Source organism: Nonomuraea sp. NPDC048916 (genome assembly GCF_040649575.1).
In the GTDB taxonomy this organism is placed as follows: Bacteria; Actinomycetota; Actinomycetes; order Streptosporangiales; family Streptosporangiaceae; genus Nonomuraea.
Genome location: NZ_JBEZFS010000011.1, coordinates 37,338 through 60,470, shown reverse-complemented (window position 1 = coordinate 60,470; position 23,133 = coordinate 37,338). Strand labels below are relative to the sequence as shown.

24 protein-coding genes and 1 pseudogene are annotated in these 23,133 nt (G+C 68.5%); 11 read left to right on the top strand and 14 right to left on the bottom strand.

Annotated features, from left to right (window positions below):
* Positions 1–78: 78 nt before the first annotated feature.
* From AB0C16_RS13430 to AB0C16_RS13420, 3 genes are all read right to left on the bottom strand, one after another.
* Positions 79–2,307, bottom strand: coding sequence for a LuxR C-terminal-related transcriptional regulator (locus tag AB0C16_RS13430; RefSeq protein ID WP_357682190.1), 2,229 nt, complete (start codon positions 2,305–2,307; stop codon positions 79–81).
* A 92-nt stretch (positions 2,308–2,399) separates the two neighbouring features.
* Positions 2,400–2,780 carry a nuclear transport factor 2 family protein gene (locus tag AB0C16_RS13425; protein WP_357682188.1) on the bottom strand — a complete coding sequence of 127 codons (381 nt, stop codon included), beginning with the start codon at positions 2,778–2,780 and terminating at the stop codon, positions 2,400–2,402.
* Positions 2,777–3,742 carry an AraC family transcriptional regulator gene (locus AB0C16_RS13420; protein ID WP_357682186.1) on the bottom strand — a complete coding sequence of 322 codons (966 nt, stop codon included), beginning with the start codon at positions 3,740–3,742 and terminating at the stop codon, positions 2,777–2,779. Before AB0C16_RS13420 ends, AB0C16_RS13425 begins: the two co-directional genes overlap by 4 nt.
* Before the next feature lie 240 nt (positions 3,743–3,982).
* On the opposite strand from AB0C16_RS13420, the gene AB0C16_RS13415 reads away from it, so the two are divergent.
* The 3 genes from AB0C16_RS13415 to AB0C16_RS13405 are packed head-to-tail and all read left to right on the top strand — an operon-like array spanning position 3,983 to position 5,429.
* On the top strand, positions 3,983–4,702 hold the full coding sequence (locus AB0C16_RS13415; RefSeq protein ID WP_357682184.1) for a dienelactone hydrolase family protein: 720 nt from the start codon (positions 3,983–3,985) through the stop codon (positions 4,700–4,702).
* Positions 4,703–4,722: 20 nt separating this feature from the next.
* Positions 4,723–4,902: a hypothetical protein gene (locus tag AB0C16_RS13410; RefSeq protein ID WP_357682182.1), complete on the top strand. Its 180-nt coding sequence runs from the start codon at positions 4,723–4,725 to the stop codon at positions 4,900–4,902.
* Entirely contained in the window at positions 4,872–5,429 is a 558-nt protein-coding gene (locus tag AB0C16_RS13405) for a hypothetical protein (RefSeq protein WP_357682180.1), read from the top strand. The genes AB0C16_RS13410 and AB0C16_RS13405 overlap by 31 nt, the downstream gene beginning before the upstream one ends.
* A 148-nt stretch (positions 5,430–5,577) precedes the next feature.
* Here the strand turns inward: AB0C16_RS13405 and AB0C16_RS13400 are convergent, their stop codons facing one another.
* The 6 genes from AB0C16_RS13400 to AB0C16_RS13375 form a co-directional block, all read right to left on the bottom strand.
* Positions 5,578–6,003 (bottom strand): CBS domain-containing protein, encoded by a 426-nt coding sequence (locus tag AB0C16_RS13400; RefSeq protein ID WP_357682178.1) that lies wholly within the window; start codon positions 6,001–6,003, stop codon positions 5,578–5,580.
* A gap of 304 nt (positions 6,004–6,307) precedes the next feature.
* Entirely contained in the window at positions 6,308–7,159 is an 852-nt protein-coding gene (locus AB0C16_RS13395) for a helix-turn-helix domain-containing protein (protein WP_357682176.1), read from the bottom strand.
* A gap of 9 nt (positions 7,160–7,168) precedes the next feature.
* Positions 7,169–7,885, bottom strand: a complete 717-nt coding sequence (locus AB0C16_RS13390) for an alpha/beta hydrolase (RefSeq protein ID WP_357682174.1) — start codon at positions 7,883–7,885, stop codon at positions 7,169–7,171.
* A 272-nt stretch (positions 7,886–8,157) separates the two neighbouring features.
* Positions 8,158–9,381, bottom strand: coding sequence for an FAD-dependent oxidoreductase (locus tag AB0C16_RS13385; protein ID WP_357682172.1), 1,224 nt, complete (start codon positions 9,379–9,381; stop codon positions 8,158–8,160).
* A gap of 93 nt (positions 9,382–9,474) precedes the next feature.
* Complete coding sequence (locus AB0C16_RS13380; RefSeq protein ID WP_357682170.1) at positions 9,475–10,419, bottom strand: RNA polymerase sigma-70 factor; 945 nt, start codon at positions 10,417–10,419, stop codon at positions 9,475–9,477.
* Positions 10,420–10,739: 320 nt separating this feature from the next.
* Positions 10,740–11,198 (bottom strand): hypothetical protein, encoded by a 459-nt coding sequence (locus AB0C16_RS13375; protein WP_357682168.1) that lies wholly within the window; start codon positions 11,196–11,198, stop codon positions 10,740–10,742.
* Between the two features lie 827 nt (positions 11,199–12,025).
* Between AB0C16_RS13375 and AB0C16_RS13370 the strand changes: the two genes are divergently transcribed.
* From AB0C16_RS13370 to AB0C16_RS13345, 6 genes are all read left to right on the top strand, one after another.
* Entirely contained in the window at positions 12,026–12,754 is a 729-nt protein-coding gene (locus tag AB0C16_RS13370) for a class I SAM-dependent methyltransferase (RefSeq protein ID WP_357682166.1), read from the top strand.
* A 516-nt stretch (positions 12,755–13,270) separates the two neighbouring features.
* Positions 13,271–14,197, top strand: coding sequence for an arginase family protein (locus tag AB0C16_RS13365; protein WP_357682164.1), 927 nt, complete (start codon positions 13,271–13,273; stop codon positions 14,195–14,197).
* A gap of 207 nt (positions 14,198–14,404) precedes the next feature.
* A complete protein-coding gene (locus AB0C16_RS13360) occupies positions 14,405–15,304 on the top strand; it encodes a universal stress protein (protein ID WP_357682163.1) in 900 nt (299 codons plus the stop codon).
* A gap of 431 nt (positions 15,305–15,735) precedes the next feature.
* Positions 15,736–16,161: a Fur family transcriptional regulator gene (locus AB0C16_RS13355; protein ID WP_357682161.1), complete on the top strand. Its 426-nt coding sequence runs from the start codon at positions 15,736–15,738 to the stop codon at positions 16,159–16,161.
* A gap of 33 nt (positions 16,162–16,194) precedes the next feature.
* Entirely contained in the window at positions 16,195–17,658 is a 1,464-nt protein-coding gene (locus tag AB0C16_RS13350) for a catalase (RefSeq protein WP_357682159.1), read from the top strand.
* A 101-nt stretch (positions 17,659–17,759) separates the two neighbouring features.
* A complete protein-coding gene (locus tag AB0C16_RS13345; RefSeq protein ID WP_357682157.1) occupies positions 17,760–18,146 on the top strand; it encodes an ankyrin repeat domain-containing protein in 387 nt (128 codons plus the stop codon).
* Positions 18,147–18,564: 418 nt separating this feature from the next.
* Here the strand turns inward: AB0C16_RS13345 and AB0C16_RS13340 are convergent, their stop codons facing one another.
* Together AB0C16_RS13340 and AB0C16_RS13335 are read right to left on the bottom strand one after the other, a co-directional pair.
* Positions 18,565–18,777: a heavy-metal-associated domain-containing protein gene (locus tag AB0C16_RS13340; protein WP_357682155.1), complete on the bottom strand. Its 213-nt coding sequence runs from the start codon at positions 18,775–18,777 to the stop codon at positions 18,565–18,567.
* 22 nt (positions 18,778–18,799) lie between these two features.
* Positions 18,800–19,081 carry a metal-sensitive transcriptional regulator gene (locus tag AB0C16_RS13335; protein WP_357682154.1) on the bottom strand — a complete coding sequence of 94 codons (282 nt, stop codon included), beginning with the start codon at positions 19,079–19,081 and terminating at the stop codon, positions 18,800–18,802.
* 61 nt (positions 19,082–19,142) lie between these two features.
* Here AB0C16_RS13335 and AB0C16_RS13330 point away from each other — a divergent pair, with 61 nt between their 5' ends.
* On the top strand, positions 19,143–19,427 hold the full coding sequence (locus tag AB0C16_RS13330) for a hypothetical protein (RefSeq protein WP_357682152.1): 285 nt from the start codon (positions 19,143–19,145) through the stop codon (positions 19,425–19,427).
* A 151-nt stretch (positions 19,428–19,578) separates the two neighbouring features.
* A complete protein-coding gene (locus tag AB0C16_RS13325; protein WP_357682150.1) occupies positions 19,579–21,012 on the top strand; it encodes an MFS transporter in 1,434 nt (477 codons plus the stop codon).
* A 203-nt stretch (positions 21,013–21,215) separates the two neighbouring features.
* Here the strand turns inward: AB0C16_RS13325 and AB0C16_RS13320 are convergent.
* The 3 genes and pseudogenes from AB0C16_RS13320 to AB0C16_RS13310 all read right to left on the bottom strand — a co-directional run.
* Positions 21,216–21,323, bottom strand: a pseudogene (locus AB0C16_RS13320) (transposase family protein); the annotation flags it as partial.
* Positions 21,324–21,398: 75 nt separating this feature from the next.
* The gene (locus tag AB0C16_RS13315) at positions 21,399–22,424 is read right to left on the bottom strand and encodes a peptidase (protein WP_357682148.1); all 1,026 of its coding nucleotides are present in this window, start codon (positions 22,422–22,424) and stop codon (positions 21,399–21,401) included.
* A gap of 23 nt (positions 22,425–22,447) precedes the next feature.
* Positions 22,448–22,993 carry a hypothetical protein gene (locus AB0C16_RS13310; RefSeq protein WP_357682146.1) on the bottom strand — a complete coding sequence of 182 codons (546 nt, stop codon included), beginning with the start codon at positions 22,991–22,993 and terminating at the stop codon, positions 22,448–22,450.
* Between the last annotated feature and the right edge of the window lie 140 nt (positions 22,994–23,133).

Genomic DNA, 23,133 nt, shown 5'->3' with positions numbered 1-23,133 from the left:
ACCCCATGACCAGTTCAGCACTGCTTCGCTCGATCCATCCCTGGTGCCGGGGGTGAATCGAGCGCCGTGGAGGGTGATTCAACGGACTCCCCGGGTGAGGGACGGCGGAGTGCGGTGTGACGCGGGCCAGGCCAGCTGGTGCCGGCCGGCGATGCCGAGCTTGCGATAGATGTGCCGGGCATGTGTCTTCACCGTGTTGACCGACACGAACAGATGCTCCGCGATCTCGGTGAGACTGAGGTCAGTGCGCAGATAGCGCAGGACGTCCCGTTCGCGTTCGCTCAGCAGGTCGGTCGACTGGTGACCGGGCACGGTCTCGCCGATGGCCGCCGCCAGCTCGTGCCGGAAGTCGACCAGGCCCAGCGGGCTGGGGCAGGACGCCAGGTGCGAGTCTGCCGCCGTAGTACATGCCACGGCGGACGCCTGATCGTGCCGGTTCAGGTATGCCTCCGCGAGCACCAGGAGTCCGAATACGCTCATGCTCCGGTCCGGCCCCAGACCCGGCGTGAAGACGACCAGCTCCCGCAGGGCGTCGAGAGCGTCGGGGCGGTCGGTGGCCAATGCCGCCTGGAGGATGACGTACTCGGGTATCGCTCGAGGCCGGGGCGGGGCCGCACACACCGCACGCGCTCGCTCGGCCAGGCCGGCCTGCTCAAGTGCGCCCGTCAGGTCCTTTTCGCGGTAGGCGGCGAGCCCGCGCAGCGCATGCACCGCCACCCGCAGCGGTGCCGGTGGCACGCTCCCTGCCCAGACCCCCTCCACATCGGCGAGCACACGGCGGCATTCGGCGGGCTGTCCGGCGAGCAGCAGGCTCCGTGCCACGCTGATCCTCGCCAGCGTGATCGTCGACGGTGACGACCACGCTCCGCCGGTGCGCTCCATGACCTGACGGCCGTGCCGCAACGCGACCGCCAGGTCGCCGGCCTCACGGGGTGAGCAGAGCTGCCACACATCCGGCGCTCGGACCGGCCCGTCCGCCGACGGGTGACGTCCGGTGGTGCGACTCCACCGGTCTCGTTCGTCCGGGCGGCCCAGGGTGCACCACAGAGACAACGCCCGGTCGGCGAGGCCCGCGGGAATCGCCGTGTCGGGAAGGGATTCGAGCCACCGTTCCAGGGTGGTCAGGTGGCCGGCGGTGGAGAACTCGTCGAACACCTCGTCGATCAGCTCGACGGCGTACGCGTAGTCCCGGCCGAGCAGCGCGTGCTCGACCGCCTCCTCGGCGTTGCCGTGTCCGGCCTGCCATCGTGCCGCCGCCCGGTGCGCCGCCCGCGCCCGCGACGGGTCCAGAGCCCAGAGGCGGCGGGTGAGCGTCCAACGGAACAGCCTGTGGTAGCGGAACCAGAAAGGGTTCTCTTCCCGCAGCAGGAAGACTCCGTCCGCCCGTAACCGGTCGATCAGCTCCCCCGCCTCGCGGGTGCCGTGCACCGCCTCGGCCAGCGGCGCGCAGAACCGCTCAAGCACCGCTGTGTCCAGCAGGAACTCTCGCAACTGCGGAGAAAGTGTCCCCCATACGTATTCCAGGAGATGTTCGGCGAGGAGGTCGATGCCCGCGGGGGCGTCGGCGTCGAGGGCCGTGCCGGCGTCAACGCGCATCCTCGCCCCCAGCAACGCCAAGCCGCCCGCCCAGCCGTCCGTCGACCGGACGAGGGCCGCGATGTGGTCGGCCGTCGGGCGAACCGCGAACCCTTCGGCGAACATGCGCTCCGCCTCGTCCTCGTCCATCCGCAGATCCGACCAGGTGAAGACGGCGAGCCGGGCCGTTAGGGCGAGCCGGTCCAGCGGCAACGCGGGTCGCACGCGGCTCGCGATGATCGTGGTGAGCCGATCGCCGCACCCTCGAATGAGCATGTCGAGTTGCTGATGCACCTGTGGTTCGGTGACGTGCTCGTACTCGTCCAGCACCAAGGTGAGCCGGCGTTCGGCCGATAGCACCCGATCGACGAGGGCGCTGACGAACAGATCGCTACCAGGGGGCACCTCGGGTGCGGCCGGGGCACCCGTTTGCGGGGCGAGCGCGAACGCGACGTGCGTCCAGAAGCGAGCGGTGTCGTTGTCGCGCGCGTCGACGCTCAACCACGCCACCGGCTGTGCCTCGGCGGCGGCCCAGGTGGTCAGCAGCGATGTCTTGCCGATCCCCGCCGGCCCTTGCACCAGCACGACCACGGCCTCGGCGGCCGCCGCCCGCAGTCGCTCTTCGAGTGCGGGCCGGCGTACGAGGGGGCGCAGCGGTCGGGGCGGGCGTACTTTCGCCCGCATCAGGGACAGCGGACCGCCTGCGGCGCCATCCGCACGTGTCCCGTTCATGTGCCAACGCTACAACTCGATGACTGAGTGATCGCGGGCCGGCCTGGGGACCCTCCGTACCAAGATCGAGGGACGGTCGCGCGGACGTGGTCTCACGCTGCTCCGGGCAAGGGGCTGACGTGGTGCGCCTGGTGCAACCAGGTGCCGTCGCGGTGGATCAGGACGTCCGTGGCCAGTCCGCAGAGGGCGAAGCGGGTGTGGAGGTGGGTGCCGGTCTCGCTCCACCGGTAGGAGCAGACCGCCGTGTCGCCGTGCCGGCGTATCTCGAAGTCATCCACCGACCAGTCGTCGATCCGGGCGTCGGCGAAGAACTCGGCCGCCTCGGCGATGAGGGCCGTCCGTCCGACGGATCGGCCCATCGGGCCGCCAGAGGACAGGTAGTCCGGCAGCGCGAGCGCGAAGAGCGCCTCGGTGTCCCGGTCTTGCATCGCCTGCCACCATGCGGTGACTGCGGCGTGCGGGGTTGTGGTCATCGGGTCTCCTCGGTTTCTCGAAGTTGAGCAGCGGCGTGGGACAGGTCTGCGGCGCGCATGCGTTCCCATTCCATCGGGCAGGCGGGCACCCCGATGGTGTCGAGTTCCGACAGGACTTCAATGAGCACCTGCCGGCGATGCGCGGAGAACGTGATCACGTGCGCGAGCACGCCGCCGAGCGTGAAGCTCTGGGGCGGCTCGCACAGCGCGTCCACGAAAACGTCATTCCAGGCGTTCCGCCGCCGGATGTCGTGGACGAGCGCGCGGAACTCCGCACCCGCGCTCGCCCATCGCGCGCGCAGGCCGTCGAGGGTACGGTCGCCGCCGTCGGGCATATCGCGACCCGCGATCGCCGCGTTCCAGACCTCTTTGGTCCAGATCAACCGGTCCAGCATGAGACGGACGGTCGGCTCGGGCCCGTCGAATGCGAGCACCTCATGCCCCGGACGGACCACTGTGTCGAGCTGCTCGTCGGTGAGCTCGCCCGCGCCGTCCAGCAGGCGCCCGGTGAGCCAGAGGTCGTGGTCGATCAGGCGGTCAGTCAAGTCCATGGCGGCTCCTGTCGCTTCGCCGGCGATGAGCATCCCGGCGGGAGGGTGGAAGTGGATACCGTTCGGCGCGGGCAGCCGGAAGTCGCCTCGCACCGCCCCGAACTCCGTCGGAGTCCTCCCGTACGCGCGCCGGAACGCGCGGGAGAACGCCTCGGTCGAGCCGTACGCGGCCTCGAACCCGGCGTCGGTGACGGTCGAGCCCTGGGACAGCCGCCACGCCGAGCGCTCCAGCAGCAGGCGGCGGCGGAACGTCGCGGGCGCCTCACCGAGCCCGGCCGCGACCAGCCGGTCGAAATGGAACCGACTGAGATACGCCCGACCGGCCACCTGCCACCCGTCGAGACCCTGGTCGAACGTGGCCAGGACGGTGTCCAGCAGCACCCGCAACCGATCGCGTCGCACTTTGTCCATGCGGCAATTCTCGGCGGCGGACGCACTCCCCCGCCTGATCGCATTTGCGCAATCCTGGAAGCAGGCGCCCGGCCGTCTTCTCCGCATCGAACCGCACCGTTCACCGACTCCACGAACCTGGCGCGGTTCAAAGCCTCTTGCCGGATCGGGCGTTGCGGCTCATCCTGCGGAGGCAAGGCAAACGCGTGCCCGACGTGCGGTGCGGGCGCTGACGGCGAGTTGGTGCGAGGGAGCTCTAGGATGACCGACCTGCAGATCGCCACGCCGCGCGGGCAGATGCCCGCCTATCTGGCAGTGCCCGAATCCTCAGGTGCGCATGCTGGGGTGGTGGTTCTCCACGATGCCATGGGCATGAGCCATGACCTGCGCAACCAGGCGGACTGGTTGGCGGGCGAGGGCTTCCTGACGGTGGCACCTGACCTGTTCTACTGGGGTGGCCGCATCGCCTGCATGCGCGGGATCATGCGCGACGCGCGGGCCCGCCGGGGCCCGGTCTTCGACGACATCGAGGCCGCGCGCACCGTCCTGGCGGGGCGCGACGACTGCACCGGCAGGATCGGGGTGATCGGTTTCTGCATGGGCGGCGGGTTCGCCCTGCTGCTGGCTCCCGGCCATGGCTTCGCTGTCTCCAGCGTCAACTACGGCACCTCCGCCAAGGACGTGTTCTCCGAGTCCTTCCTCGCCGGAGCCTGCCCGATCGTCGGCAGCTACGGGGCCAAGGACCCCGTCAACCGGGGCACCGCCCAGCGTCTGGAACACGCCTTGACAGCAGCCGGGGTGGAGCATGACGTCAAGGAGTACCCCGATGCGGGCCATTCCTTCCTCAACGATCACGACCCTCGTGATGTGCCAGTGCTGCTGGCGGTGCTGGGCCGGTTGTCCAAGGACGGGTTCCACGAGCCGTCGGCCCGCGACGCCCGGTCGCGCATCGTCGCCTTCTTCACCAAGCACCTGACCTGAGCGGGGAGGCTGACTCGTGGGTGATGGGCCGTGACGAGCGGGCCCGCCTGGCCGGCGAGCACGCGCTGAGGCTGACCGCCGACCCGGCCCGGCAGGCGCTGCTGGAAGACCGCCTCCGCTGGACCCGACGGGACCCGGAGCACGCCGGGCTCCTGGCAGGCTGGTCGCCATGGGATTCGGGATTCGCCAGTTCGAGCTGACCTTGATGCATCGGATGCGTGACCTCAACGCCGAGAGGGTGGAGGACGCGCTCGGCGACATGGGCGCGTCCCGGGCCGAGGTCCGGGACGCGCATGCCCAGTGGACGAGGATGGCCCACTCCATGAGGGGTCCCAAGGGGCGGGCCGCGTTGCGGACGGCGCTCGGCCCGCCGTCGTACGAGGGCGCGAGACCGGTCGGGAGCGTGTCCTGCGAGGTGGCTCGCTGGGCGCTGCCGTCCTGGCCGGGCCTGGAGTTCGAGGTGCTGTCCGGTCCCGGTGGCGAGGTGTGGAACCAGTGGTTCGTCCGCCCCCGCGGCGACAGGGCGCTGGCCTTCGCGGACCTGGTTCCGTGGCGGTGCGTCGTCGGCGATGTCGGCACGAGTTTCCCCGGGGCCTCCCAGCGGGAGGGGGCGGCCCCGCACCACTGGGCGGTCGACTTCGTCCACGAGGGCACGGCCTACCGCGCCCTCTTCGTGTACGGCCTGTACCAGCGCCTCGACCGGTCGCCCCCTACAGTCGCCTGGTGATCAGGGCCAGGTCGCCGCCCGCCACCACGTCCATCACCCAGTTTCAGGCGCCGGTTGTTTTGACCGCCGACCCCGGGAGTCCTGCCGTGCCGGCCTTTCTCGCGGGGGGAGGCCAATCACGAAGGTCCGGGGCCGGGTCGCGGCTGTTTCAGTGAGAGGTAGCCGAGATGGCCTCCATCAACTCGCCGATCTTGTCTTGGGGCAGCTTTGCCGCGAGGTCGGCCTGGCTGATGATGCCGACCAGTTCCTTGTTCTCCAGCACCGGAATGCGGCGGATCTTGTGCTCGGCCATCTGGTGCAGGACCTCGCCGATGTCGGCGTTGGCGTCGATGGACCGCACCGGGGCTTTGGTGGTGAGGTCGCCGGCCTTGACCTCGGCCGGGTTCTTGCCCTTTGCGATGCATTTCACCACGATGTCGCGGTCGGTGATGATCCCCTTGAGCTGGCCGTTCTCATCGCAGACCGGCAAGGAGCCGACATTCAATTCGGCCATCCGCCGGGCGGCCTCGGCAAGGCTGTCGTTGATTCGCAGGCACTCACAGCCGCGGTGCATGACATCACGTGCTGTCGTCATAGTTGCTCTTCTTCCTCTCTGGGCCCTTTTCGCCTTTCCTACTCCGCCCGCCGGGCCGGGAAACCTCGCTCAACGGGTCCTTGACCTGCACCTTCGACAACCAGATCCGGAACATGGACAGCGCTGGGGACGCCCCCTACCCTCCCCTCCGAGGGACTGCAGAACTAACTGGACAGACCCGCGTTCCTACGCCCGCCACCGCGCGGCGATCACAGGGGCGACCGGCGACGGTGCTCCATGCGGGGCCGGCACCGCCGCCGCGGCACGTCGGCCGGACGTAGGGGCCCGTGGTCCACGGTCGAAATCAGTCTGCGGACGAAACTGCCCTGACCGGCCACGCAACGTCGTCAATCGCGAGCCACGGCGCGACGGCCACGGCCGTGGGCGTGAGCCCGGCGAACGACTGGACCTCGCGGTGGAGATGGGACTGGTCGACGTAGCCGCTCTCGGCGGCAACGCCGGCGGCGGCGTGACCCGCCGCGAGAAGGTGGGCGGCGTGGTCGAAGCGCACCAGTCGGGCGGCGCGTTTGGGGGTGATGCCCAGTTGGGACCGGAAGCGGGACCACAGGCGCTTGCGGCTCCAGCCGACCTCGTCCGCCAGGCCGTCGACCCGCACCCGCCCCCGGCTGGTGAGCGTCCGCCGCCAGGTGTAGGCGACCTCCGAATCGACCGGTGGGTGGGCGCCCAGTCGGCGGCCGAGGATGTCCTCCGCGATCGTGAACCGTTCGTCCCACGACGCGGCGGCGCGCAGCCTGTCCTCGGCTCGCCCGGCGTCGCGGCCCCAGACATCCTCAAGGGACACCACCGTCCCGCTGAGCTCGGTTGATGCGCCGAGCACCGCAGCGGCCGCGACCGGCTCCAGCCGGATCTGGAGGCACTCGCCGACCCCTCGGCCGGTTGCTCGAAGATCGCCGGGGAGGAGCCCGATGACGACATTGCCGCGTTCGTGCCGGCCCTGGGTGTCGTAGACGAGGCCTTCGCCCTCGCTCAGGTCGATGAGCAGGGTGACGGATGGGTGCGCGACCATGGCGATGTCCACGAGTGCGGGGGCACGGTGGCGGAACCCGGCCATGCTGATCCCCGGCAGCCGACCTGACCGGCGCGGGACTGCTACGTCCACCCACGCCCAGTCGGGAGGTGTCCCGGTCGACAGCACGTGACCATTCTAGGCCTCAGGGATCACCGGCGGGCTGTCAGCGGTCGTTGCCGTGAAGCCCAGCAGCAGTTCGCTGGTCGCCTCGGGAGCTTCGAACATGGGTATGTGCCCGACGCCGGGCAGCAGTTCGACCCGCGCGTTCGGCACCGCGTCGTACTGGTGGGCCGACGACGGCTCCCAGCGGCGGTCGGCGGTGCCGAAGATCACCAGCATTGGGACTTCGAGGGCGGCGAGCCGGTCGGGCACACCCCGCTGGGCGATGTACGCGGTGTTGCGGCGCAGCACCGTCCTGAACGTGCGGTACGTGGTGCCCCGTACATCGGCGACCAGGTCGTCTGGGATATCCACGGGGCGAGCGCACGTCGCGCTTATCGCCCTGCGGATCATCGCATCCGAACGCCTCGGCCACAGGAGCGGGCCGAGAGGCGGGGCCAGCAGGGCCCGGAGAAGCAACGGCTGCGGAAGGAGCGCATCGAGACTCGGGCCGGTGCTGATCAGCGCGAGCGACCGCACCAGGTCGGGGCGCTGTTCGGCAAGCGCGGTGGCGGTGTAGCCGCCGCTGGAGTGCCCGACCGCGGCGACTTGTCGAAGGCCGAGGTCGTCGAGCACCGCCGCCACCCGGCCCGCCTGCACGGGCACGTCGTATGACAGCGCGGGCGGGGACTGGCCGCAGCCCGGGAGGTCGACCCGGATGACGTGATGGTGGTCGGCGAGTGCCGGGACCATCGGGCTCCAGGAAGCGCCCGAAAACCCCGATCCGTGTATGAGCAACAGCGGCGGCGCCTCCCGCGGGCCGTCGTGAACCACGTGCATCCCATGCGACCGCTCAAGGTCATACTCACTCATGCAGAAGACGATGCATGGGCTGCCTACCATCGGTCTTGGACAAATGTCGTCGGCCGAGGTCGTAGGGGTACTCGCCGTGAGGGCTTCCTCATCTTTTCGCCCGTCTTCTTTGCCGGTCGGCAGCATCGAGGGCGCCTGCTTCGCTTCGTGCTCTACGCCACCGCCTTGACGGCCGAGCCCGCCTCGGCCCGGTCCCCCGTGACGCGGCGGCGCCGGGTCGGCAGCCCGAGCGTCGGGTTGGCGACGCCCCAGGCAGCGGTCTTGCAGACCAGTTCCTTGTAGACGGCGGCGAGCCGTCCGGTCAGGACCGCCTGCACCGCGCGGTCGTCGGCGGTGACGTACTGGATCAAGCCCTCCTTACGGCCCAGTGAGATGCACTGGTTGAAGTAGCGGATGGGCGCGTTCGGGAGCTTCCCGCCGGTCAGGCGAGCCGCGATCGCGTCGGCGGCCTGCCATGCGGTCGGAGTTCCCGAGGCGCACGACATCCGCAGCGGCTTGTCCCCGGGGCCTATCGCCATGGCGGCGTCGCCGACGGCGTACACGTCCGGGTGCGAGACCGACCGCATGGTCCGGTCGACCACGATCTGGCCGGTGCCGGTGACCTCCAGGGCGGTCGCCTTCGCGATCGTGTGGACCGTGAAGCCGGTGGTCCACACGGTGACCGTGGCCGGGATGGCCATGCCACCGGCGGTGGCGACGCGGTCGGCTTCGACGCCGGTGACGGCGGTGTGCTCGTGCACGGTGATCCCGCGCTTGCCGAAGATTTTCCGCAGGTGCTCGCGGCCCTTAGGCGAGAGCCAGTCGCCGAGGCCGCCGCGGGCGGCGAGGGCGACATCGAGGTCCGGGCGGGCCTCGGCGATCTCGGTCGCGGCCTCCAGGCCGGTGAGACCGCCGCCGACGACGACCACGGTCTGCCCGGCGTCGAGGCGGGCCAGGCGCTCGCGCAGCCGGAGTGCTCCAGGGCGGCTGGCGATCTCATAGGCGTGCTCGGCGGTCCCGGGGACGCCTTGGGCGTTCCAGCCGCTGCCGAGGGCGTAGACGAGCGTGTCGTAGGCGAGTTCTTCAGCGCCGGACCCGGGCGCGATCAAGCCGGCGCCGTTCGCGTCGATGAGGGCGACGGTCTTGCGGTCGACGTCAACGCCTGTGACCTTCGCGAGCCTCAGTTCGACGCCGGTGCCCGCGAACATGTCGCTGAATGGCCGGGACTTGAGGTTCTGGCCGACCGCCAGCTGGTGCATGCGGACGCGTTCGACGAAGTCGGGCTCGGCGTTGACGAGGGTGATGGCGACGTCCTCGCGCCGGAGCCGCTTGGCGAGGCGGCCGGCGGCGATGGCTCCGGTGTACCCGGCTCCGAGGACGACGATGCGGTGCGGCATTTCCTTGCTCCTGTCTTGCGCGGCTTTGCCACTTGAACCGGATGGCCCGCCGTTTCCTGACAGGAACGCGATGTGAAGCACCTCACATAGCGTTCAGAAGGCGTTGAACAGGGGCTCCCCGTGGTCGGTGGTCGCCCAGTGCGCGGTCGCGCGTTCGAGCTTGTCGGGGTTGATCTGGTTGCGGAGCGCGGCGATGCCCTCGGCGGTGACCTCCAGGCACAGGACGCCGACGACCCGGCCGTCCACGACGGCCACGACGGCGGGGTCGCCGTTGGCGGTCCAGGCGTAGACCTCGGGCGCGCCGCCGACCATGGCGCGCTTGGCCGCGGCGGGTTTGAGCAGGCCCCATAGGAACTTCGCGACCGCGACGGCGCCCTCGAACGCCTTGGCGCGGGCCGGGACCTTCCCGCCGCCGTCGCCGATCGAGATGGCGTCCTCGGTGAGCAGGCGTACGAGCGGCTCGATCTGGCCGCTGGTGGCGGCCGCCAGGAACTCCTCGACGATCCGCCGGGCGCCGGCCTCGTCGATCTGGGTGCGGGCCTTGCCGTCCGCGACGTGCTTCTTGGCGCGGTGGAAGATCTGCTGGCTGGCGGCCTCGGTGATGTCGAGGATCTCGGCGATCTCCCGGTGCGGGTAGTCGAAGGCCTCCCGCAGCACGTACACCGCCCGCTCGTTGGGGGTGAGGCGCTCCATGAGGGTGAGGACCGCGTACGAGACCGATTCGCGCTGCTCGGCAGTGTCGGCCGGGCCGAGCATCGGGTCCCCGGCGAGCAGCGGCTCGGGAAGCCATTGGCCCACATAGGTCTCGCGGCGTGCCCGCGCGGATGCGAGCTGATTGAGGCACAGGTTGGTGAGGACCTTCGTCAGCCAGGCCTCGGAGACCTCGATGCGGTCGAGGTCGGCGGCATGCCAGCGCAGGAACGTCTCCTGCACGGCGTCCTCGGCCTCCCCGGCGGAGCCGAGGAGGCGGTAGGCGATGGCCTCCAGGCGCGGTCTGGAGGTCTCGAACCGGTCGACGTCATTCGCGGGCAAGGACATGGCCCGATCCTAATTAGCCCGCGCGCGGATCGGCCGCCGCCGCGATGGAGCCCTTCACCGTCCGACGCGCCGCACATGCTCGGAGGAGCCCGTCGACGGCCACGCCATCCGGGAACACTGTTCTGTCGCAGCGAAGGTTGAGCGGTTCTCATCGAAGGTTGAGTGATCGTGCCTCGGCTGTGCCCCGTTCTCAGACGATCTGAAGCATGGATCACTCACTGCGCTGAGTGCCTCAGACAGTGGGACGACATCGAGGAGCGGGAAGTCTCGTCGATCATGAGGCATATGACTCAAGGCGTGGCCAAACTCCTGGCCCGCGCTCACAACGCGATGGGGCGATAGCTGAGGGCGGCTTCGACAATCTCCTCGGCTGTGGCGTCCTGTAATTCTTCCGGCGGCCGGAAGATCAGATCACTGACGCGTGGATGGAGCACATTGGCTTCTAGCAGGCGCAGGTAGTAGTCCGAGCCAGGGCTGGCCGCCATGATTCTGCGGGCAATTTCGGCGAGTTCTTCCCGTGTGATGTCCGATACCTTGGGCCGTTCCGGGCGGGCGGCATCGCGGGCGAGTTCCTCCAGATCCCGCGATTCCCAGTACGCGGCGAAGTCCGACGGCTCGTAGCTGTGTCCGGTCTGCATGTTGAACGCGGCGACGGCCTCGCGTGCCTCCATCAGCCTGCCGGTTTCCATGAGTTCCGCGATCCGGTCGATCTCCCTGCCTAGCTGCTCCTGGCGCTCGTGGGAGACGGGCGGGGGAAGCAGCTCCGGTCGTAGATCCATGCCCGGCATTCTGCATGCCTCTTATCACGCCGGACTATCTCCCGGGATGTCTCACCTCAACGGGAACCGCCTCAGATCAGACTGCAGGCGTCAGCTGTGCTCTCAGCTGCCTTCTGGCGTTGCTTGCGGCGTTCTCGGTAGGCCCATACTCGGCACGCGTCTGAGCACCAGAGCCGAGGCAGACCACGATCGCATCGACCGCATCGTCGGCGCGGCAGTTGGCCGGCTCGGCGGCAATCACGAGAGCACCAACGAGACGGAGCAGATGAGCTGAAAGAAGTTCCGCATGCCTCGCATGAGTTCACGACCGGCGGTTGAGGCGCTGGTCGGAAACGTTCGGGATGGCGCTGGCGATACGCCATCTGGCGGCAAGTGGCCGAACACCAGCGAGCTGCTCCCTGCACTCCGAGGCGGAGCGGGGCGGCGCACCTCTCGCAGAGGAATCCGGCAAGGGTGCGCCGCAATACGTCCCGGGCGCGTCCGCTCGCGGCCGCGAGTCGGTCCAGCTGCGGGCACCCTCGGAAGTCCGATGACTCCTGCAGGTGCGCCCGCAGGAGGGTCGGTGCGAGGTGGTTTGCGATGGCCAGGTGTTCGACGTAGGAGGCGACGCTCTCCCCCTGGCGGGGGCGGACGTTGATGGGCAGGCGGGCGGGTAGGCGGTGGTCGTCCGGGCTGCTGGCCGGCCCCGCATGGTCAGATCCGGGTGCGGGTCGACACACCGGAAGCGATCCAGCTGATCGGATCAAACCCTCATCGCGGCATGAGAGCGCAACAGTAACGGCCGGGAATCTGTCACCAGAGCGCTTTACCGTGGGTATGGTCGCCGAGTGCCCGATGCGATCTTTTCTCACCCTCGTCTCGCACGCATCTACGATGCCTTCGACGGAGACCGCGACGACCTGACGGCCTATCTCAACATCGCTGATGAGTTGGGCGCGGACCGTGTGCTCGACGTCGGCTGCGGGACAGGATGCCTGGCCGTCCTGCTTGCTGAAAGTGGCCGTACTGTCGTGGGCGTCGATCCGGCCGAGGCATCACTGGAGATCGCGAAGTCGAAGGATCGAACCGCAAGAATCACCTGGGTCCATGGTGATGCCACGACAGTGTCAGCGCTCGGTGCTGATCTTGCGGTGATGACGGGAAATGTGGCGCAGGTTTTCCTCACCGATGACGACTGGACATGGACGCTCCAGGGCATCCACGCCGCACTTCGTCCACGTGGCTACTTTGTTTTCGAGACGAGGCGTCCCGAACGCCAGGTCTGGGAGGAATGGGCTGCCGACGCTGCTCAGGTCATCCTCGATATCCCAGGGAGTGGACCTGTAGAGCAGCGTCGTGAGGTCACCGACGTGAGCCTTCCGTTCGTCTCCTTTCGCCACACCTACAGATTCCTGTTGGACGGCACGGTGGTCACCTCCGACTCGACACTCCGGTTCCGCAGTCGCGACGAGGTGGAATCGAGCCTGGTCACCCACGGCTATCGAGTGCTGGATGTGCGAGAAGCCCCTGATCGCCCAGGGCGCGAGTTCGTGTTCATCTCCGAGCGCACGACCTGAACCAGTGGGACAGTTCCAGAGCCCACTCACATCGATCACTGCCTGCCACGCGTCGGCGGACGGCCACGCGGCAGACGCGCAATGCGGCCTCTAACGGCAGACCACCGAGACCCCAGCGATCGTGGGAGCAGCCCATCCTACTGGCTCAGGTGGCTGAGAAACTCAGCCTCATGGCTCAGATCGAGTGAGAATAGCCCACTTCCAATAAAAAGGGACAAACACGGCAAGATCCCGTCCGATCGGAGTGATCAGGCGGGATCTCGTCAACGCGCTTCAGGCCATCTCGAGAACGGCCCACGGTGTGGCCCTGGCAGGTCAGGGACCATCCCCGCGTGCACGGGGGGCATTGGCCGACGCCCGCCCGGACGACCTCCTGGTGCCCGCGCTCGCCGCCGACCCGGCCGCCCGCCTGGCGGAGGAGCCGGGGTGTGCCACCCCGGCGCGGGGGCGGGTCGTCGTGGCGGAAGGTGGGCAGCGTGGTGGACGCCTTGATCGCTAACATGTTGAGATGACCGTATGGATGCCATGTCGGTCTTGCCGGTAGGTACGCTCTTCGGGGTCCCCGCCAGTCGCGACCTGTCCACGAGCAGGCTCGTCGTGATGGGGGTGCCGTTCGACATGGGATACCACCCCACCCGCATCGGCGCGCGTTCCGGTCCCGCGCACGTGCGGGCGCACTCGGCCCTCGTCGCCGAACACCTCGACGGGTTCGGGGTGAACCTGCTCCAGAAACTCGGTGTGGTCGACATGGGCGACGTCGACGTCCTGCCGGGCGATGTCGGGAAGAGCTTTCCCGCGATCCAGTCCGGGGTCTCGAGGATTCTTGCGGCGGGTGCGGTGCCCCTGACGCTCGGCGGTGACGGAGCGGTGACGCTTCCGCAGCTACGTGCTTTGAAGCAGCATCGTGACGATGACTTCGCCGTCATTCACTTCGACGCGCACACCGATGCCTACGATGGCATCTACCCCTACGAGTACAACAACGCCAACACCTTTGTTCACGCCGTGAACGAGGGATTGATCGACCCCGCAAGGTCGCTGCACGTGGGGATGCGCGACACGGACTACCGGGGCCATCCCGGGATCGTGGGCGTGGCCCGAGACCTCGGGTACGAGGTCATCACCATGGACGAGTTCCAGGCCATGGGCGTGCCCGCGCTCGTCGAGCGGATTCGTGCCCGGTTCGCCGGCATCCCGGTCTACCTTTGCTGGGACATGGATGTGTTCGATCCTTCGGCGGCGCCCGGTGTGGTCACGCCATCCTGGGGCGGGATCTCAGTCCGGGAGGGGCTGAGCATCCTGCGCGGGATGCGCGGGCTCGAGTTCGTCGCCTTCGACGTCAACACCGTGAGCCCACCACATGATCAGGCCGGCATGACCGGCAGCCTCGCGGCTCAGGTCGCGATGGAGTGCGTATTCCTCCTCGACGAATCCCGGCGGTAGTGGCCGGCGTCAGCCTTCGAACGCAGCGACGAACCAGCGGGTGATGCGGCTCGGGTGGGTGCTGGCGGCGCCGGCCGAGCGGACATGACAGGCCACCCTCGACCGCGGTGGCACACCCGCTCCCTGTGGTGCCTGAGCACGGGGGGCAACGCGCGGTAGGCTCCTGGCTACTGGGCCGAGGCGTTGATGTCCGCACCGGGGAGCCGAATGACAGACGTTCCAGCACTGCGTGTGCTCATGGGCTACGACGGCTCGCTGGCGGCGACTGCGGCCGTCGGCGTCGGCGCGCTGTTGTTTCCCGGCGCGCACGCCCGGATCGCCTACCTGTGGACCCCACCGTTCGCCCGCGAGGACCTGCGCCGCCGGTTGTGGACCGGCAGGTCGCATGTCAACGAGTTCGTGGAAGCCGTCGAACGCGAGGGCCGGTGGGAGGCCGACCAGATCGCCGCGGTGGGCACCACGCTCGCCCGGGCGGCCGGATGGGAAGCTGAGCCACTGGTCGAGCGCAGCTACGGTGGTGAGGGATTCAAAGTCGCCCAGCTTGCGCAGGAGCTGGACTCAGACGTGGTGCTGGTTGGATCGCGTGGCTTGAGCGGCGGCGCAGCGGTGCTGGGCAGCGTATCCGACATGATCGTGCATTACAGCCCGAAGCCCGTGCTGGTGGCCGCACATCCACTGCTCATCGCCGAACACGCCGCGCTGGCCGGCGGACCGGTCCTCATCGGCTGGGACGGATCGGCCGGTGCACACAGTGCCTTGACCGAGGTTGAACGACTGTTCCCAACTCGGGATCTGCTCCTGGTGTCCGTTAACGACGAAGGGGCGGCCGAGCAGCCGGCCGGTTTCACCGGGTCCGACACCGGCCGCCGGGTGGTTCGGCTGTCAGTGGAAAGCCGGCATGGGACGTCCGAGGGCGCCGTGGCGGACACGCTCGCCGGCCTCGCCCGGGAGCGGCACGCGGCGCTGGTGGCCGTGGGCTCCCGCGGCCGTACCACCCTGCGCGAGATTCTGCTGGGGAGTGTGGCGATGGGGACTCTGCACCGCGCTCATCGGCCTGTGCTGGTGGTGCCGCCGGCCGAGCGCCGCTCGGAGTATGTAGGCGTTTAGTCCTGCGGGACTTCTGTGGGTCTGGCCCGCTTTCCGCGACCCGCCATGCCTTCCAGATCACGATCATGTTGAGCCGGGGGTGCGGGCGGGCGCGGGTGCCGGGACGCCGCTCTGTGTCGATCATGGCACTGTTGTCGGTCGTGTTCCCGCACCTTGCCGCCGTTCGTATCGAGCGGGTGCGTCGGATGGGCGCAACCGTGCGGGTGAAGGCCGCAGCGACGGAGCCGGAGGGCGAATGCCCGGCCTGTGGGTTCGAGTCGGTGCGGGTTCATAGCCATGGAACCTACGTTGCCGTCGCGGTCGCGGTCGCGGGTGGTGCCGGAGGCCAGCGGTCGGCGGGCGGCTCCGGGAAGTGCGCCACGACCGACGGAGCTTGTGTTGAGGCTATCGTTTATTTGACTTGTTCCAGAAAAGGCGACTAGGGTTCTGGCGTGCTGACCATTGATGCCGCTGCCCTCTTGCGGGAGGCTTCACTGCGGGTGACCAGTTCGAGGGTCGCCGTGCTGAGAATGGTCGCGGACAACCCTCACGCGGACACTGACACCATCGCGAAGGCCGTCCGCCGCGAACTGGGCTCGGTGTCCACCCAGGCGATCTACGACGTCCTGCGCGCGCTCACCGACGCGGGCCTGGCCCGTCGCATCGAACCGGCCGGCTCACCCGCCCGGTTCGAGACCCGAGTGGGCGACAACCACCACCACCTGGTGTGCCGCTCTTGCGGTGCCATCGCCGACGTTGGCCGCGCGGTGGGCGAGGCGCCATGCCTCGACGCCGGGGACCCACACGGATTCGTGCTCGATGAGGCCGAGGTGACCTACTGGGGAACTTGTCCTGACTGCCTTGCACGCGACGAATGACCATGCGACGAACAACTCAACGAGGAGCGAGCTTTGCCTGAGAACAACCAGAAACCGTTGACCACGGTCGCCGGCGCGCCGGTTCCCGATAACCAAAACTCCTTGACCGCCGGTCCCCGCGGCCCGATGCTTCTGCAGGACGTGTGGTTCCTGGAGAAGCTTGCCCACTTCGACCGCGAGGTCATCCCGGAGCGCCGGATGCACGCGAAGGGCTCGGGCGCTTTCGGCACCTTCACGGTGACCAACGACATCACCCAGTACACCAGCGCGAAAATCTTCTCCGAGGTCGGCAAGAAGACCGAGATGTTCGCCCGCTTCTCAACCGTTGCCGGTGAGCGCGGCGCGGCCGACGCCGAGCGTGACATCCGTGGCTTCGCGCTGAAGTTCTACACGGACGACGGCATCTGGGACCTTGTCGGCAACAACACTCCGGTGTTCTTCCATCGCGACCCGCTGAAGTTCCCCGACCTCAACCACGCGGTGAAGCGTGACCCGCGCACCAACATGCGCAACCCCGAGAACAACTGGGACTTCTGGACCAACCTGCCCGAGGCGTTGCACCAGGTCACGATCGTGATGTCAGATCGCGGCATCCCGGCCTCCTACCGCCACATGCACGGTTTTGGCTCACACACCTACAGCCTGATCAACGCCGAGGGCGAGCGGTTCTGGGTGAAGTTCCACCACCGCACCCAGCAGGGCATCAGGAACCTCACCGACGCCGAGGCCGAGGCGCTGGTCGGCAAGGACCGCGAGTCCCACCAGCGCGACCTCTTCGACTCGATCGAGAACGGCGACTTCCCGAAGTGGAAGCTCTACATCCAGGTCATGCCGGAGGCCGACGCCGACAGCTACCGGTATCACCCCTTCGACCTCACCAAGGTGTGGTCGAAGAAGGACTACCCGCTGATCGAGGTCGGCCAGTGGGAGCTGAACCGCAACCCCGACAACTACTTCGCCGACGTGGAGCAGGCCGCCTTCAGCCCGGCCAACGTGGTTCCGGGCATCGGCTTCTCTCCCGACAAGATGTTGCAGGGCCGGCTGTTCTCCTACGGTGATGCTCAGCGCTACCGCCTGGGTGTGAACCACCATCAGATCCCGGTCAACGCGCCGAGGAACCCGGTCAACTCCTACCACCGCGACGGCGCCATGCGCATCGACGGCAACCAGGGCGCCACCCCGGGCATCGAGCCGAACTCGTACGGCCGCTGGCAGGAGCAGGCTTCCTACCGCGACCCGAGCCAGGCTGTGGGCGCCGTCGCCGACCGGTTCAACTACCGCGAGGACGACGACAACTACTTCGAGCAGCCTGGCATCCTGTTCAGAAACATGTCCCCTGAGCAGCAGCAGGTGCTCTTCGAGAACACCGCACGGGCGATCGACGGCGCCTCGCAGAAGACCATCGAGCGGCACATCGCCAACTGCACCCAGGCCGACCCCGCCTACGGCGAGGGCGTCCGCAAGGCGATCGAGGCGCTGGCGGCCGGCAAGCTCTGAGACCCTGCCACCCGCGAAGACCACCCGACGTGTTACACGGTCACGTGCAACACGTCGGGTATGGGAACGGATTTCGGCGACGCGATCAGGAAGAGTTACTCATGAGCGATGGTGAACTGACTCCGGAGCAGACCGAGCGCGTCGTGGCCATAGCCATGGATCTTGCCCGGGAAGGCAACACCGGGCAGTTGGCGGAGTTCGTCGACCACGGACTCCCCGTCGACGTGGCCGACCCGAATGCGAACACACTGCTCATGCTCGCGGCCTACCACGGACACGCCGAGACGGTGCGCGCCCTGCTTGACCGCGGCGCGAATCCGGATCTGCGCAACGCGCGCGACCAGACCCCCATCGCCGGTGCCATGTTCAAGGGTGCGGACGAGGTCGTGGCTGTGCTTCGCGAGGCGGGCGCAGACCTCGACGCGGGTACGCCGAGCGCACGGGCCGCCGCAGCCATGTTCGGCCGGGAGCACTTGCTGGCCGGCTGAACCGCCAACCATCCGGCGGGCGACCTGAGGCCAAAGACACCCCGGGGCGTGTTGCGCGACGTTCGAGATGAAGCCGCGGTACGGCCCTTGCCCTCGTGCTGGAAGCCCAGGAACAGGCGGTGGTCGCCGTTGCCCGGCACCTCGGCGAAGAAGACGATCTCGGGCCCCGGGCTTGATCGTCGCGGTGAGCGGGTTGAGGGGGTAACCGTTCTCGGACCCTTGGAGCCTCCCAGGGGTATGGCTCTTCACCTGCTGGGTGGCGTGCTCGTCATGTCCCGCACTTGCGGTGGGCGCCGCCATCGCGGCGTGCTCCTCGGCCGGAGCTCCTCCGACCGGCCCCGCCACCTTGCCCACGCCCAGGGTGCCGCCGAAGACGACGGCCAGCCCAGGACGCAGGAACCAAGCTTCGCTGCGGTGTTCATGACTGATTCGCCACTTCGTATCCGGCCTCCTCGACTGCGGCAATGATCTCCGCCGCGTCGACAGGGCCGTCACTGTCAACGGTCAGCAGCCCGGTGGCAAGGTCGACCTCGACGTTCGCGACCCCGGCCACTTCGCTGACCTCTTCCTTGACCGAGCTGACGCAGTGGCCGCAGGTCATGCCCTTGACGGTGTAGGTGGCGGTGCTCATATCGATCTCTCCTTCAATCCGGTCAGGAACGAACAAGCCTGGCGATGGCGTCGGAGGCTTCCTTGACCTTCGCGTCAGCCTCGGGGCCACCCTTCAACGTGGCCTCGGCGACGCAGTGAGCCAGGTGCTCCTCCAGCAACGAGAGGGCGAACGACCGCAGCGCACTGGTGGCCGCCGACACCTGGGTCAGGATGTCGATGCAGTACTTGTCGTCTTCGACCATCCGCTGCAGCCCACGAATCTGCCCCTCGACACGGCGCAGCCGCATCGCGTGGTCCTGTTTGCTGCCGCTGTATCCGGCCATGTCCAGCGCTCCCATCGGGTTCGTCGCCCAGAACAACACTATACCCCCCTACGGTATTCGGGTGCACTTTCCAGGCGTTCGCCGCGAGCGCCCGGTGCTGCTGCACATGAGCAGCCCGATCAACGTGGTGATCGGGCAGGACCTCGCTCCGGAGGCTCCGGCGACCGCGGCCGGGATGGTCCTCGGCGTCTCGGTCGCCCTCGGCGGGGCGCTGTACGTGGCGCTCGGCCGGCTCCAGGAGATCGCCGGACTCACCACCGGCATGACCATCGGGTTCGCGCTGGTCATCCCTGCCGCCGCAGTCGCACTGGCCGAGCTGTGGCGGGACCCGGAGGCCGGACGGTGAATCCGTAGCGCTTGACATATACCCCCCAGTGGTATTGATTAGCCGACGTCCCACATACCCCCCAGGGGGTATGCAACAACAAGACTCCTCTTCCAATAGCGATTGATCCAACCAAATACCCTACCCGGGTAAGGCATTTTGGAGTGTTCCCATGTCCGCACCATCCTCACGGCGCTGGACCGCCCTGGCCCTGATCGCCCTGGCCCAGTTCATCGTCATCATGGACACGTCGATCATCGGCGTGGCCCTTCCCCGCATCCAGGAAGACCTCGGCTTCTCCCAGGAGAACCTGTCCTGGGTGTTCAACGCCTACGTCGTCGCCTTCGGCGGGCTCCTGTTGCTCGGCGGTCGGCTGTCGGACCTGTTCGGCGCCCGCAGGTTGTTCGGTGCCGGCTGGCTGATCCTGCTCGCCGGCTCGCTGGTCGCCGGCGTCGCCCCCGAGGTGTGGGTCGAGCTGACCGGCCGCGCCGTCCAGGGCGTCGGCGCCGCCCTGATCGCCCCCTCCGCGCTCACCCTGCTGATGATGCTGTTCGGCCACGACCCCAAGGAGCTCACCAAGGCCCTCGCCCTGTACGGCGCGGCAGCTCCGGCGGGCGGCACCGCCGGCGTGTTCCTCGGCGGCGTCATCACCGAATACCTGAGCTGGCCGTGGGTCTTCTACATCAACATCCCGATCGCCCTCGTCGCGCTGCTGGCCACCGGCCCGCTCATGCCCGCCACCCAGAAGCAGCGCGGCTCCATCGACATCGCCGGCGCGCTCACCGTCACCGCCGGGCTCGGCGCTGCCGTCTACGCGGTCGTCCGGGCGCCCGAGGTGGGCTGGGGCTCGGCGCAGACCTGGCTCGTACTGGCCGGCGCCGTCGTCCTGCTGGCGGGGTTCGTCACGATCCAGGCCCGCCGCCGCGAGCCGCTCATGCGCCTGTCGATCCTGCGTACCCCGAACCTCGCCGCCGCCAACCTGACACAACTGCTGCTGGGCGGCGCGTGGATCCCGATGTGGTTCTTCCTCAACCTCTACCTGCAGCAGGTCCTCGGCTACGGCGCCTTCCCCAGTGGCGCCGCCCTGCTGCCGATGACCGTCCTGATCATGATCGGCATGATCGTGCTCGCACCGCGCGCCATCAACCGGTTCGGCCCCAAGGCCCTGACGGTAACCGGCCTTGCCCTGCTCACCGTCGGTATGGCCTGGCTCTCGCTGATCAGCCCGAACGGCAGCTTCGCCGTCGACGTGCTGCCCGCCAGCCTGGTCGCCGCCCTCGGCATGTCGCTGGCGTTCATCCCCTCCCTCGGCACCGCCATCTCCTCTGCTCGTCCCGAGGAAGGCGGCCTGGCCTCGGGCATCGTCAACACCAGCTACCAGGTCGGCAGCGCCCTCGGCCTGGCCGCGATGACCGCCGTCGCCGCCGCCAACGGCTCCGGCCAGCTGGGCAACCTGTCCGCACTCACCAGCGGCTTCTCCGCAGCGTTCATCGGAGCCGCCGGCATCGCCGTCGTGGGCGCCGTGCTGGCCGCGCTGACGCTGCGTTCCCGAGAGGCGGTGCAAGGCGAGCCCGTACAGGCCCAAGAAGCCACCCAGAACACCTGACCTACGGACGACTCGCCTGCGCTGGCCGCCGTCAGCCAGACAGCAAGCACCTCGCCAACCGCTGAGGCCACCGCGCCCCGGCTCCCGAACCTCGCGGAGCCGGGGCGCATCTGCGCCCTCATGAACTCACCCGAGGTCGTACGCGTATCTCGACCGCCAGAACCGTGTAACCAGCTGCGACCAGCCCGTCGGCCTGGGCGGTCCAGCGCGTCCTTCAGCTCGGGCGCCTGTTCTGCCAGGACATCGATGACTTCGTCCAGGTAGCGGTAGGCGGTGGAGCGTGACAGGCCGAAGCCGCGTCCGAGTTGGGATGTCGCCGCCGTCGCGGAACCCCCGGCCTGTGGCCAGGGGTTCCGTGGCCGTGCGCGGGCAATTCTCAAACGAGGCTAGAGGGCCGCTTCCTGGCGTGAGCGGCGCCTTCTGCGGATGAGCAGGAGCGAAGCTGCTGCCAGCGCGGACAGGACGATGCCGCCGGTGACGATCGTCGCTATGAGGGAGTTGTTGCCGTCCATGGTGGCGGCGACCGCTTTGGCGGTTCCTGCGGCGGAGAAGTGGATGTCGGCTTCGGCGGTGTGTTCGGTCAGTCCGCTTTCGAGGTGGAGGCGGGCGTGCCAGGGGCCGTCGGGGACGTGTTCGGTGAGGGGCGCGGTGACAGGGCCGGCGTTGCCGGGGGCGAGCGTGGTGCCTGTCCGGACCTGGTAGGGGCCTGCGGTCAGGCCGCCGTTGGTGAGTGTCACCTCGCCGCTCAGGTCGAGTGCGCGTCCTCCGGTGTTGCGCACCTGAGCCAGGACGAATTGCTGCCCGTCCGGCGCTCGTTGGGCGGTCAGCGTGTCGATGGTGAAGTCCGCGGCTGGTGGGTTATCGCCGCCGACGGACAGGTAGATCCGGACGCCGACGCGGTTAACTTGCCGGAGTCCTCCCCCGGGCGGCGGGTCTTCGGCCACCTCGGCCCAGATCATCGCGTAGCGCTCTCCGGGGGCGGCGTTCTTCGGCACGTCGATGGTCGCGGTGACCATCGAATGGGTGCGCGGGGCCAGGGTGAGCTCGTGCCGGCTTGTGCTGGTCCAGGTGGACAGGTCGTTGGGGGTGTGGCCGGGGGCGAACTGGAAGGTCCGGTCGCGAATCTCGGCTGCCGCCGAGTAGAGCGAGATGTGCTGGGGGGAGCCGGTGGTGTTGGTCACCTCGATGCGACGGTGGATGGCCGATCCCGGTTTGAGGTGGTCGACGATGTAGCGGCGGGCTCGTGAGTCGGCGCGTGCTTGAAGCGGCGCGTCGACCAGGCGGATCCCGATGCCGTTTCCGCGTGTGTGGCTCGTGGTGGCCGCCGCCGCGACGTCCGTGTGGAGCGTGGCGGTGGCCGGGGCGATGGCCCCGGCCACCAGCAGCCCGCAGAGGAGGTTGTGGATGCGCACAGGCTGTCGCTGTCTCGAGTGGGTCAGCCGACCGAGTGGGTGACGGTGCCGGTGTAGGTGCCGGCGACCTTTCCGTCCGGGATGGTGATGTTGAGCGTCGGGTTCCAGGTGGCGGTGTTGTCGCCGACGAGTTCGGTTCCGGTGAAGGCGACGCGCGGCACGTTGATGATGCCGCCGGGGCCGGGGGTGAAGGTCCCCGTCCCTGTGGTGCTGGTGGCCAGGCCTGGCGAGTAGGTGACGTTGATGTCGGGGATCGTCTCCGGCGCGGTGGCCCCACCGGTGGTGAAGTCGGTGCTGCTGACAGAGGCGCTCCAGGAGCCGTTCAGGACGCCGCGCTCGTCGGTCACCGTGACGGCGCCCATCTGCCCGGAGACGCTGGAGACGCCGGAGACCACCGAGCCCAGGTTGGACGAGTCCGGGGCGTTGATCGTGAGGTCGCCGCCGGTGATGGTGAACGTGGTGGTGGTGTCATCGGCCACTGCCGGCAGGGCGGTGGCGGCCACAAGGCCCAGGCCGGCGACTGCGGCGGCCACGGCGAACATTTTGCGCATCGTTACTCCGATGGTCAAGCGAGGATGTGAGAGGTGAGGCGATGCCGGAACAGCCGGCCCGTGGAGTGGTTCAAGGGGCCTACCGCTACGCTTCGCCTCTAAAGATAACGATGTGTAGTCAAATGATGATCAAGGGCGCGACCATGGGTTCTCCAGTG

Bases quoted from the DNA above. Each gene is read 5' to 3' on its own strand.
- AB0C16_RS13345 (WP_357682157.1), top strand. From the start codon at position 17,760: ATGAGCGATGGTGAACTGACTCCGGAGCAGACCGAGCGCGTCGTGGCC.
- AB0C16_RS13430 (WP_357682190.1), bottom strand. From the start codon at position 2,307: ATGAACGGGACACGTGCGGATGGCGCCGCAGGCGGTCCGCTGTCCCTG.
- AB0C16_RS13405 (WP_357682180.1), top strand. From the start codon at position 4,872: ATGGGATTCGGGATTCGCCAGTTCGAGCTGACCTTGATGCATCGGATG.
- AB0C16_RS13340 (WP_357682155.1), bottom strand. From the start codon at position 18,777: ATGAGCACCGCCACCTACACCGTCAAGGGCATGACCTGCGGCCACTGC.
- AB0C16_RS13400 (WP_357682178.1), bottom strand. From the start codon at position 6,003: ATGACGACAGCACGTGATGTCATGCACCGCGGCTGTGAGTGCCTGCGA.
- AB0C16_RS13365 (WP_357682164.1), top strand. From the start codon at position 13,271: ATGGATGCCATGTCGGTCTTGCCGGTAGGTACGCTCTTCGGGGTCCCC.
- AB0C16_RS13325 (WP_357682150.1), top strand. From the start codon at position 19,579: ATGTCCGCACCATCCTCACGGCGCTGGACCGCCCTGGCCCTGATCGCC.
- AB0C16_RS13335 (WP_357682154.1), bottom strand. From the start codon at position 19,081: ATGGCCGGATACAGCGGCAGCAAACAGGACCACGCGATGCGGCTGCGC.
- AB0C16_RS13425 (WP_357682188.1), bottom strand. From the start codon at position 2,780: ATGACCACAACCCCGCACGCCGCAGTCACCGCATGGTGGCAGGCGATG.
- AB0C16_RS13415 (WP_357682184.1), top strand. From the start codon at position 3,983: ATGACCGACCTGCAGATCGCCACGCCGCGCGGGCAGATGCCCGCCTAT.
- AB0C16_RS13420 (WP_357682186.1), bottom strand. From the start codon at position 3,742: ATGGACAAAGTGCGACGCGATCGGTTGCGGGTGCTGCTGGACACCGTC.
- AB0C16_RS13380 (WP_357682170.1), bottom strand. From the start codon at position 10,419: ATGTCCTTGCCCGCGAATGACGTCGACCGGTTCGAGACCTCCAGACCG.
- AB0C16_RS13375 (WP_357682168.1), bottom strand. From the start codon at position 11,198: ATGGATCTACGACCGGAGCTGCTTCCCCCGCCCGTCTCCCACGAGCGC.
- AB0C16_RS13385 (WP_357682172.1), bottom strand. From the start codon at position 9,381: ATGCCGCACCGCATCGTCGTCCTCGGAGCCGGGTACACCGGAGCCATC.
- AB0C16_RS13360 (WP_357682163.1), top strand. From the start codon at position 14,405: ATGACAGACGTTCCAGCACTGCGTGTGCTCATGGGCTACGACGGCTCG.
- AB0C16_RS13390 (WP_357682174.1), bottom strand. From the start codon at position 7,885: ATGGTCCCGGCACTCGCCGACCACCATCACGTCATCCGGGTCGACCTC.